At 71.4% G+C, this 10298-nt stretch carries 9 protein-coding genes; all 9 read right to left on the reverse strand.

What is annotated here, in order from left to right:
* Positions 1-9: 9 nt before the first annotated feature.
* The gene (locus H286_RS0104735) at positions 10-1959 is read right to left on the reverse strand and encodes a hypothetical protein (RefSeq protein WP_020097292.1); all 1950 of its coding nucleotides are present in this window, start codon (positions 1957-1959) and stop codon (positions 10-12) included.
* A gap of 5 nt (positions 1960-1964) precedes the next feature.
* A complete protein-coding gene (metK, locus tag H286_RS0104740; RefSeq protein WP_018186759.1) occupies positions 1965-3158 on the reverse strand; it encodes a methionine adenosyltransferase in 1194 nt (397 codons plus the stop codon).
* Positions 3159-3274: 116 nt separating this feature from the next.
* Positions 3275-3529: a DNA-directed RNA polymerase subunit omega gene (gene rpoZ / locus H286_RS0104745; protein ID WP_018186758.1), complete on the reverse strand. Its 255-nt coding sequence runs from the start codon at positions 3527-3529 to the stop codon at positions 3275-3277.
* A 111-nt stretch (positions 3530-3640) separates the two neighbouring features.
* Positions 3641-4222, reverse strand: coding sequence for a CoA-binding protein (locus H286_RS0104750; RefSeq protein ID WP_020097293.1), 582 nt, complete (start codon positions 4220-4222; stop codon positions 3641-3643).
* Positions 4219-5556, reverse strand: coding sequence for an O-acetylhomoserine aminocarboxypropyltransferase/cysteine synthase family protein (locus H286_RS0104755; RefSeq protein WP_020097294.1), 1338 nt, complete (start codon positions 5554-5556; stop codon positions 4219-4221). The genes H286_RS0104750 and H286_RS0104755 overlap by 4 nt, the downstream gene beginning before the upstream one ends.
* A 30-nt stretch (positions 5557-5586) precedes the next feature.
* On the reverse strand, positions 5587-7602 hold the full coding sequence (acs, locus tag H286_RS0104760) for an acetate--CoA ligase (RefSeq protein WP_020097295.1): 2016 nt from the start codon (positions 7600-7602) through the stop codon (positions 5587-5589).
* The gene (locus H286_RS0104765; protein WP_018186754.1) at positions 7599-8423 is read right to left on the reverse strand and encodes an ABC transporter permease; all 825 of its coding nucleotides are present in this window, start codon (positions 8421-8423) and stop codon (positions 7599-7601) included. The genes acs and H286_RS0104765 overlap by 4 nt, the downstream gene beginning before the upstream one ends.
* Before the next feature lie 2 nt (positions 8424-8425).
* A complete protein-coding gene (locus tag H286_RS0104770; protein WP_020097296.1) occupies positions 8426-9454 on the reverse strand; it encodes an aliphatic sulfonate ABC transporter substrate-binding protein in 1029 nt (342 codons plus the stop codon).
* Positions 9451-10290, reverse strand: a complete 840-nt coding sequence (locus tag H286_RS0104775; RefSeq protein ID WP_018186752.1) for an ABC transporter ATP-binding protein — start codon at positions 10288-10290, stop codon at positions 9451-9453. Before H286_RS0104775 ends, H286_RS0104770 begins: the two co-directional genes overlap by 4 nt.
* Between the last annotated feature and the right edge of the window lie 8 nt (positions 10291-10298).

Genomic DNA, 10298 nt, shown 5'->3' on the forward strand with positions numbered 1-10298 from the left:
CAGGGGTCCTCACAGATCGAGCTCGGGCACATCGAGCCGAACCCTGAGTGTAGTCCGGGGTCCAGGACCCCGCCGGCGACCCCGGACCGCATCGGCGACGACGGATGCCCGCAGCTGCTCGGCGACGGCGCGGCCGTGCGCGTAGTCCACCCGGACGAGAGCGCGCGCGCCGTCGTCGGTGGGCACGGGGCCGAGCACCGACAGCGGGACGAGGTCGGGAACCGTCTCGCGCAGCTCGGCGAGGGCACGGTCGACGGATGCCGCGGCTCCCTCGACGGCGGCGACCCGGATGGTCGGGGGCATCAGCAGTGGAGCCCGGTCCGCGAGCTCGGCACGTGCGTATGCGGCGTGGGTCCACGTCGCGAGGGCACGGGCGACGGGACCGGTGACGCCGACGAGATGGACCGGCGAGCCGGGAGCCGCCAGCGCGGCGGCGTTCGACCACCACCGCAGGCACGATTCGCCGATCCGCAACTGCTCGGCCATGAGCATCTTGTCGCCGTCGAGGAGGATGACCGCACGGTAGCCGCCCTCCGCCGCGGGCTCCGCTCCGCGCGTAGCGATCACGAGGGCCGGTCGGCCGTCGACCGATGCAACGGGGTGATCGCCGTCGGCGACGATGACACGGATGCCGGGGAACGCCCGACCGAGTTCGTCCGCCGTACGTTCACTCCCCGATGACGCCATCCGGAAGCGCGTCCCGGCGCAGTTGGCGCACGTCCAGTTCGGCGCCGACCGGCCGCACCATCCGCAGTCGGGAGTCGCACCGGGGCGGCGCGCACGGAGCGGGCCGGAGCAGTGCCGGCACCGGGCGGGAGTTCGGCACTCCGCGCAGACGAGGACGGGTGAGTAGCCCGGCCGGGCGACCTGGACCAGCACCGGGCCGTGCTGCAAGGCCTCTCGCGCCGCACCGAAGGCGGCCGAGGGGACGCGGGCACCGCGGTACTCGGCCTCGTGCGTCGCGGACAGGACGACCCTCGGACTGACCCGTCGCGACGCGGGGATCTCACGCACCCACCCGAGCTGGACGAGACGCTCGACATCGGTGGTGCGGGTGTGGCCGGCGAAAACGAGCGCGGAGTGCTCCTCCTCCTGACGGACGAGCGCGGCATCCCGTGCGTGGACTCCCGGACTGAGCGGCTCGGCGAGAAGCGTGTCGCCGTCGTCCCAGACGAAGACGGCGCCGACATCGTGAGCGGGTGCGTACACGGTGGACCTGTTCCCGACGACGATGCAGGGCGTGGGACTCAGCATCCGCAGGTACGTCGCGTACCGCTCCGGGCCCGGGCGTCGGGCGTCGTCGCGGACGACCGCCTCGCCCGGGACGAGGGTCGTGAGGGCGTCGAGGAGCTGCGTCTGGTCACGGTGATCGGGGACGACGAGCAGCGCGCTCCGACCGCTGTCCAGGACGAGCGCGGCGAGGCTCGCCAGCAGGTCCGCCCACGCACCGCGGAGAGCTCCGGGAGTCGGATGCGGCGGGGCGTCGATCGCGACCCGCTCCCCGTTCAGGACGGCGTCGGCGAGCCCCGGATAGGGTGATGCGAGCTCGTGCGCGCGGGTCGCGGCATCCGGATCCACCTGCGGAGCTTCGGGCGGATCGGCGCCGAGCCAGGCCTTCTCGGCACGCACCATCCGCTTCGGCACCGCAAGGCGCAGGATGTCGCTCGCCGAGCCCGCGGCACGGTCGGCGACGCGCCGTGCCAGCGCGTAGAGGGATGCCGGAAGCACCGGTACCGGAGAGACGACGGATGCCACCTCGGACAGCGGCCGCCCGCCGGGCTCGACCTCGGCCCGCTCGATGACCCAGCCCTCGATCATCCGGCCGGCGCTCCGCAACGGCACCTTCACCCGCACACCCGGTTGCGCGTCGGCGTCCAGGGCGCCCGGCACGGCGTAGTCGAAGAGCCGGTCGAGTTGAGGGAGCGGCGAATCGAGGAGGATCCGTGCGACGGCGATCACGGGCGTCAGAGCCCGGCGGCGGCCCGCAACGCGTCGACGCGGTCGGTGCGTTCCCACGTGAACTCGGGCAGTTCCCGCCCGAAGTGTCCGTAGGCGGCGGTCTGCGCGTAGATCGGGCGCAGGAGGTCGAGGTCGTCGATGATCGCCTGCGGCCGGAGATCGAACGATTCGCGAATCGCGGCGGTGATCTTCTCGTCCGAGACGTGGCCCGTTCCGAACGTCTCGACGTACAGCCCCACGGGGGCGGCACGGCCGATCGCGTAGGCGACCTGCACCTCGAGCCGGTCGGCCAGGCCCGCCGCGACGGCGTTCTTCGCGACCCAGCGCATCGCATACGCCGCCGAGCGATCGACCTTGGAGGGGTCCTTGCCGCTGAAGGCCCCACCGCCGTGACGCGCGGCCCCACCGTAGGTGTCGATGATGATCTTGCGACCCGTCAGGCCCGCGTCACCCTTGGGACCGCCCACGACGAAGGGGCCCGCCGGGTTGATGACGTAGCGCACGCCCGAGACGTCGAGCCCCGTCTGGGCGAGGACGGGGTCGATGACCTCGGCCTGCACCGCGGCGCGGAGGGCCGGGAGCGAGATGTCGGGGTGGTGCTGGGTGGAGAGGACCACCGTGTCGACGGTCCGCGGCGTCGTGCCGTCGTAACCGAGGGTCACCTGCGTCTTGCCGTCGGGGCGGAGGAACGGCAGTGCGCCGCTGCGACGCGCATCGGTGAGCCGCTCGGCCAGCCGGTGGGCGGTCCAGATCGCGGTCGGCATGTACGAGGGCGTCTCGTTGGTCGCGTAGCCGAACATGATGCCCTGGTCCCCCGCGCCGAGCGCGTCGACGGGGTCGACCGAACCGCCCTCGCGGTGCTCCAGGGCGTTGTCGACGCCCGCGGCGATGTCGCCCGACTGCTCGCCGATCGACACCGTCACACCGCACGAGTCGCCGTCGAAGCCGGTCTCGGAGGAGGTGTATCCGATGCGGTTCACGACGCGACGGACGATCCCCGGGATGTCGACGTAGCCGTCGGTGCGGACTTCACCTGCGACGTGGACGAGGCCCGTCGTGACCAGTGTCTCGACGGCGACGCGGCTACCGCGGTCGACCGCGAGGAGGGCATCGAGGATGCTGTCGGAGATCTGGTCGCAGATCTTGTCGGGGTGACCTTCGGTCACGGACTCCGACGTGAACAGGCGCAGCGCGCTCATCGGTCCTCCAGAGGGCGGATCGGGGGTGTGTAAACCATCATGCCCGCGGCCCCCGACACGGGGGGCTCGCGGGCATGAGGATGACGCCGTGTGGCGCCGGGGTCATGAGGTCGAGATCACTCGGCCGCGCGGAGGCGCAGCTTGTCCTCGTGGATCTCGTGGAGGGCGATCGTCAGCGGCTTGTCCTCGACGTTGGAGTCGACGAGCGGGCCCACGTTGTCGAAGAGGTTGCCCTCGTGGAGGTCCGAGTAGTAGTCGTTGATCTGACGCGCGCGCTTAGATGCGTAGATCACGAGCTGGTACTTCGAGTCGACCTTGTTGAGGAGTGCGTCGATGGGCGGGTCGATGATGCCCTGGTCACGGTTGGCCATGGTGGTCCTCCAGGATCGGTGAGGAGAGATGTCTGCCGGAACGCGCGCGGACGCGGCGCGGCATCCTCTCAGTCTACAGGTCGCCGCGCGCCTGTGACGCCTGCGCCCGGCTCACCGGCTGAGAAGCTGCCGCTTCGAGCTGAGGACCCCGGTGTCGAAGCCCGCCAGGTGCAGACCGCCGTGGAAGCGGGCGTGCTCGATCTTGACGCACCGGTCCATGACGACCGACAGACCCGCGTCGGCGGCGATCTTCGCGGCGCCCTCGTGCCACGAGCCGAGTTGCAGCCAGAGCGTCGAGGCACCGGCATCCACCGCCTCCTGCGCGACGCCGGGCAGGTCGTCGTGCTTCCGGAAGACGTCGACGATGTCGGGGACGACCGGCAGGTCGGCGAGCGACGCGTAGGCGGGCTTCCCGAGGATCTCGCTCGCCCGCGGGTTGACGTAATAGACGTCGTACGGCGAGCTTCCGCTCAGGTAGGTGGCGACGAAGTAGCTCGCGCGCGCCGGGTTGTCGGAGGCGCCCACGATCGCGATCGTCTTCGCCCGGCGGAGGATCTCGAACCTCTCCTGGGGACCGGCGGCGGGCCACGTCCGCACATCGTTCGCCGCAGCCGGAGCGCCGGGCAGCGCGCAGGCGACGCCGTCGGCCGGTGCCGGCGGGGTCGGAAGGGCGCAGGCGTTCGGATCGGTCATCGGGGGACTCCTGTCGCGGCGGTGAGGGCCTGATCGAGGTCCCACACGATGTCCTCGGGGTCTTCGAGACCGACCGAGATGCGGATGAGGTCGGCCGGCACCCCGGCGGCGACGAGCTGATCCGCGCTGAGCTGCTGGTGCGTCGTCGAGGCGGGGTGGATGACGAGCGTCCGGGCGTCGCCGATGTTGGCGAGGTGCGAGGCGAGCTGGAGCGCGTCGATGACCGCCTCCCCCGCCCGGCGACCCGCGGCGACGCGGTCGTCCTCGTTCGCGGCATCGTCGCCGGCCTTCACGCCGAACGCGAAGACCGATCCCGGCCCGAGCGGGAGGTACTTCTCGGCCCGTTCGCGGTGGGGGTGATCCGGCAGCCCCGCCCACGTGACGAACGAGACCCGGGGGTCTGAGGCGAGCCACTCGGCGACGATCCGCGCGTTCGCGCCGTGCGCGTCGATCCGCTGCGGCAAGGTCTCGATGCCCTGCAGCAGCAGGAAGGCGGAGTGCGGGCTGAGAGCCGCACCGATGTCGCGGAGCTGCTCGCTCCGGAGCTTGGTCAGGAAGCCGTACTCGCCGAAGTTGTCCCACCACTTGATGCCGCCGTACGAGGCGACCGGCTCGGTCATCTGCGGGAACTTGCCGTTCCCCCAGTCGAACGTCCCCTTCTCGATCACGACGCCGCCGAGGGTCGTGCCGTGTCCGCCGAGGAACTTGGTCACGGAGTGGATGACGATGTCCGCGCCGTGCTCGAGCGGGCGCGCGAGGTAGGGGGTCGCGAGGGTCGAATCGACGACGAGCGGGATGCCGGCCGCGTGTGCGACCTCGGCGAGGCCCTCGATGTCGGCGATCTCCCCCGACGGGTTGCCGATCGTCTCGACGTAGAGCACCTTCGTCTCGGGGCGGATCGCCGCCGCGTAGTCCGCCGGGTCGCTCGAGGCGACGAACGTCGTGTCGACCCCGAAACGGCGGAGCGTCACGTCGAGCTGGGTGACGGTGCCGCCATAGAGCTGCGCCGAGGCGACGACGTGGTCGCCGACACCGACGAGCGCGGCGAAGGTGATGAACTCGGCGCTCATCCCGGAGGCGGTCGCCACTGCGCCGATGCCGCCCTCGAGGGACGCGAGGCGCTCCTCGAGTGCAGCGACCGTCGGGTTGCCGATGCGCGAGTAGATGTTGCCGTACTTCTGCAGCGCGAACAGGTTCGCGGCATCCGTCGCGTCGTCGAAGACGAAGGAGGAGGTCTGGTAGATCGGCACGGCGCGGGCGCCGGTCGCGGCATCCGGGGTGCCGCCGGCATGGAGTGCGCGCGTGCGGAAGCCGAAGCGGTGTTCGTCAGTCATGTTCTCTCTCTGGCGGGTGGATGCCGCAGGTCACGCCGCCGCCAGCGCGGCGGCGATGCGGTCGACGGCGTCGGGGTTCTGCAGCGACGTGGTGTCGCCGAGCGGTGCGGGTTCACGTCCGGCGCGGCGGTCCTGCTCGGCCTCCCACAGCTGGGCGAGGAGGCGGCGGAGGATCTTGCCGGAGCGGGTCTTGGGGAGGTCGGGGACGACGACCACATGACGGGGCTTGGCGACCGGGCCGATCTCGCGGGCGACGTGCGCGCGGAGGGCGGCCGCATCCGGCTGCCCCGCCCCGGACGGGACGACGAACGCGGCGACGGCGTGACCGGTGATCGGGTCGACGACGCCGGTGGTTCCGGCCTCTCCGACGGAGGCGTGCGCGACGAGCGCTGATTCGATCTCGATCGTCGACAGCCGGTGGCCCGAGACGTTCACGACGTCGTCGAGGCGGCCGAGGATCCAGATGTGGCCGTCGGCGTCGCGGGTCGCGCCGTCGCCGGCGACGTAGTACCCGCCGTGCTCGCCGTGGCCGGCATAGGTCGACCAGTAGGAGTCGCGATAGCGTTCGGGGTTCCCCCAGACGGTCCGCGCCATCCCGGGCCAGGGACGACGGACGACGAGGGTGCCCGATCGGCCCGGCTCGACCTCGCGACCGTCCGGGTCGACCACCGCGGCGTCGATCCCCGGGAGCGGCACGCTCGCCGAGCCCGGCTTCAGCGTCGTGACTCCCGGGAGCGGGGCGATCATGGCGGCGCCGGTCTCGGACTGCCACCACGTGTCGACCACGGGGACCCCGTCGCGTCCGAAGGCGCGGCGAAACCACGCCCACGCGGCGGGGTTGATTGCCTCGCCGACGGTGCCGAGGAGGCGGATGCTCGACAGGTCGTGGCCCTCGGGGAGGTCGTCGCCGAACCAGGTCATGAAGGTGCGGATGAGGGTGGGCGCCGTGTAGTACACCGTCACGCCGTACCGCTCGATGATCTCGAGGTGGCGCTCCCGGTGGGGCGCATCGGGGGTGCCCTCGTAGATGACCTGCGTGAGCCCGTTCGACAGCGGCCCATAGATCTCGTAGGTGTGGGCCGTCACCCAGGCGAGGTCGGCGGTGCACCAGTGGACGTCGTCGGGCTTCGCGTCGAAGTGCGCCCAGTGGGCCCAGCTCGCGTGCGCGAGGTACCCGCCCGAGGTGTGGACGAGGCCCTTCGGCTTTCCGGTCGTGCCCGACGTGTAGATGATGAAGAGCGGATGCTCCGCATCGAACGGCGTCGCCTCGTGGACGGGCGATGCCGTGTCGACGACGTCGTGCCACCAGACGTCGCGGCCGGGCGTCCAGGGCACGTCGCTGCCGGTGCGTCGGACGACAAGCACGTGCTCGAGCGCGGGCAGGCCTGCGGCGGCGATGTCAGCGGCGGACTTGACCTCGACCGCTCCCCCGCGTCGGAACTGACCGTCGCTCGTCACGAGCAGCTTCGCGCCGGTGTCCTCGAGGCGGAACCGGACGGCCTCGGCCGAGAACCCGCCGAACACGAGCGAGTGCACCGCGCCGATGCGGGCGCAGGCGAGCGCGATGACGACGGTCTCGACGAGGACCGGCAGGTAGACGACGACGCGGTCGCCGGGCTGGACGCCGAGGGCGATGAGCGCGTTCGCGGCCTGCGACACCCGACGCCGGAGGTCGGCGTAGGTGACGGCGGTGCGGTCGCCCGGCTCGCCTTCGAAGTACAGGGCCACCTTCTCGCCGCGCCCGGCCTCGACGTGACGGTCGACGCAGTTCGCCGCGACGTTCAGGGTGCCGCCGTCGAACCATCGGGCGGTCGGGATCGACAGGACGCCTTCCGCGGAACGGACGGGAGGGCGCCAATCGAGGGCGGTGTGCCACGGCGTCTGCCAGTCGAGCCGCCGGGCGGCGTCCTCCCAGAACGCGATCGGGTCGGCCGCGGCATCCGCGTACGCACCCTGTGACACGTTCGCCTGCGCGGCGAAGGCCGACGGGGCAGGGTACGCGCGCGTCTCGACGAGGCGGAGCTCTTCGCCGGAGTGACCCGTCATGCCCATCTCCTCAGCAGACGGCGCTGCAGCAGGGTCACGAGCGCGTTCGACAGGGTCCCCAGTGCCGCCAGGATGACGATCGCGAGGAAGATGCGATCCACGCGGCCGGTGCTCTGCGCGTCGGTGAGGAGGAACCCGAGTCCCATCGACGCCGCGAGGAGTTCGGCGGCGACCAGGAAGAGCCAGGCCTGTGCGAGCGCGAGGCGCAGCCCCGAGATCAGGGCAGGAACGGTCGCGGGGAGCTGGACCGACCGGAACAGATCCCAGCCGCGGAGGCCGAAGGAGCGTCCCATCTCGACGAGGTGCGGATCGACGTGCCGCAGAGCGCCCGCAACCGTCGTGAACATCGGGAAGAACGCGCCGATGGCGACGAGAGTGACCTTCGAGTCCTCGCCGATCCCCATCCAAAGCAGGAGGAGCGGAACGAGCGCAAGGGAGGGGATCGCGCGGAAAGCGGCAAGGATCGGGCTCAGCAGCACGTCGCCGGAGCGCGTCAGCCCAACGATGGCCGCAACCGCCAGTCCGACGAGCGATCCGAACACGAACCCGAGAACGACGCGCTGCACCGAGATCGCGACGTGGGTCCACAGCGCGCCGCCCTCGGCGAGCTGGATCGCCGCGACCACGACGTCGACCGGAGCCGGGAGCCGGTAGGTCGGGATGAGACCCAAGCCCGTCACCGCCTGCCAGAGCGCGAGGACGGCGAGGGGGACGACGAGACCTCCGATGATGCGGACACTCGTCCGGGACCAGAACGGCCGCACCGCCGCGACGCCCGAAGGCGCTGCGGCGGTGGCGGTCGTGTCGACGGATGCCGTCATCGTCAGCCCGCCGCCTTCTCGGCGAAGGACGGCTCGATGATCGTGTCGAGTGCCTTGTCGACGGCATCCTGCCCGCCGGTCACGGCGTCGGAGTCGACGAGGACGGGCGCGATCTTCTTCAGGACGGCCAGCTGAGCCTCACCGGGGACGCCGCTGACGTCGAGGTTCGAGCGCTCGCCGATGACGGTCGTCGCGACCTTCGGGTCGATCCCGGCCACCTTCGCGAGCAGCGACGCGGTCTCGTCGGGGTGCGCCAGCGCCCAGGTGCGCGCCTCTTCGTAGGCGTCCACGACGACCTGCGCGACGTCCTTGTGGTCGGTGAGGAAATCCTCGGTCGCGTTGAGGAAGCCGTAGGAGTTGAAGTCGACGTTCCGATAGATGAGCTTGTCGCCGGACTCGACCTCTGCGGCCGCCATGATCGGGTCGAGGCCCGCCCACGCGTCGACGGAGCCGCCGTCGAGGGCGGCGCGCCCGTCCGCGTGCTGCAGGTTCTGCACGTCGACGTCCTTGACGCTCAGTCCCTCGGTCTCGAGCGCCTGCAGGAGGAAGAAGTACGGGTCGGTTCCGCTCGTCGCGGCGACCTTCTTGCCCTTGAGATCGGCGACCGACGTGATGTCGCTGTCGGGGCCGACGACGATGGCCGACCACTCAGGCTGCGAGTACACATCGATGACCTTGATCGGCGAACCGTTCGCCCGAGCGAGGAGCGCGGCCGAACCGGCCGTCGAACCGACGTCGAGGGCGCCGGCGCGGAGGAGTTCGTTCGCCTTGTTCGACCCGGCGGACTGGGTCCACTCGACGTCGACGTCGTCGCCGAGAGCCTTCTCGATGAGCCCCTGGTCCTTCACGACGAGGCTGAGCGGGTTGTAAGTCGCGAAGTCGATCGAGAGGGTGTCGGTCGACCACGATCCGGCGCTCGCGCCATCGGAGGACGAGCTCGCGTTCTCGCCCGCGAGGCAGCCCGTGGCCATGAGCATCACCACAGCACCCACGGCGAGGGCGGGAACGGTGCGGCGGATGACGGTGCTCATCGGGTCTCCTGAGGGGTTGAGCGGTGGGTGTCGACGCCGAGTCCGTCGAGGAGCTCGGCGCGGAGGTCCGTGAAGCCGCGATCTGCGCGGTCACGGGGACGGATGCCGGGGACCTCGATCACACGGGCGATCGAGGAATCCTCGGAATCGGCATCGATCGCGCGCAGCTGGAGCACGCGATCTGCCAGATACAGGGCCTCCTCCACGTCGTGCGTCACGAGGACGACAGTCGTGGGTTCGGCGGAATGGATGTCGAGGAGCAGGTCCTGCATGCGGAGCCGCGTGAGCGCGTCGAGTGCTCCGAACGGCTCGTCGAGCAACAGCACCTCGGGACCGCGGGCGAGGGCGCGCGCGAGCGACGCCCGCTGCGCCATGCCGCCCGACACCTCACGCGGCCTGAGTGACGCGGCACCGGTGAGCCCGACGAGCTCGAGCAGCTCCGCGACGCGCGCCGACACGTCGGGGCGCGCGGTGCCGCGCGGCATCCCGATCTCGACGTTCTGCGTGAGGGTGCGCCACGGCAGCAGGCGCGGCTCCTGGAAGGCGACGGCAGTGCGCGCGTCGGTGTCGCGGAGCGGCGTGCCGTCGACGGTCACCGACCCGGCGGACGGGGCGTCGAGCCCCGCGAGGAGCCGGAGCAGCGTCGACTTCCCGCATCCCGAGGGCCCCACGACCGCGATGATCTCACCGGGCTCGATGTCGAGATCGACGCCACGGAGGACGGGCACCGGTCCCGCCGCGCCCGCGAACGTCCGGCGGACACCCGACAGCGACACGGCGCCGCGCGGGGCGGCAGCGCGTCGGACGGCGTCGGAGGCGGTGAGGACGGCGGACATGCCCCCCA

The organism is Microbacterium sp. 11MF, assembly GCF_000383475.1.
GTDB classification, from domain to species: Bacteria; Actinomycetota; Actinomycetes; order Actinomycetales; family Microbacteriaceae; genus Microbacterium; species Microbacterium aquilitoris.

Excerpts from the sequence above, each read along its gene's own strand:
- metK (WP_018186759.1), bottom strand. The coding sequence starts at position 3,158 with ATGAGCGCGCTGCGCCTGTTCACGTCGGAGTCCGTGACCGAAGGTCAC.
- rpoZ (WP_018186758.1), bottom strand. The coding sequence starts at position 3,529 with ATGGCCAACCGTGACCAGGGCATCATCGACCCGCCCATCGACGCACTC.
- H286_RS0104750 (WP_020097293.1), bottom strand. The coding sequence starts at position 4,222 with ATGACCGATCCGAACGCCTGCGCCCTTCCGACCCCGCCGGCACCGGCC.
- H286_RS0104755 (WP_020097294.1), bottom strand. The coding sequence starts at position 5,556 with ATGACTGACGAACACCGCTTCGGCTTCCGCACGCGCGCACTCCATGCC.
- acs (WP_020097295.1), bottom strand. The coding sequence starts at position 7,602 with ATGACGGGTCACTCCGGCGAAGAGCTCCGCCTCGTCGAGACGCGCGCG.
- H286_RS0104765 (WP_018186754.1), bottom strand. The coding sequence starts at position 8,423 with ATGACGGCATCCGTCGACACGACCGCCACCGCCGCAGCGCCTTCGGGC.
- H286_RS0104770 (WP_020097296.1), bottom strand. The coding sequence starts at position 9,454 with ATGAGCACCGTCATCCGCCGCACCGTTCCCGCCCTCGCCGTGGGTGCT.
- H286_RS0104775 (WP_018186752.1), bottom strand. The coding sequence starts at position 10,290 with ATGTCCGCCGTCCTCACCGCCTCCGACGCCGTCCGACGCGCTGCCGCC.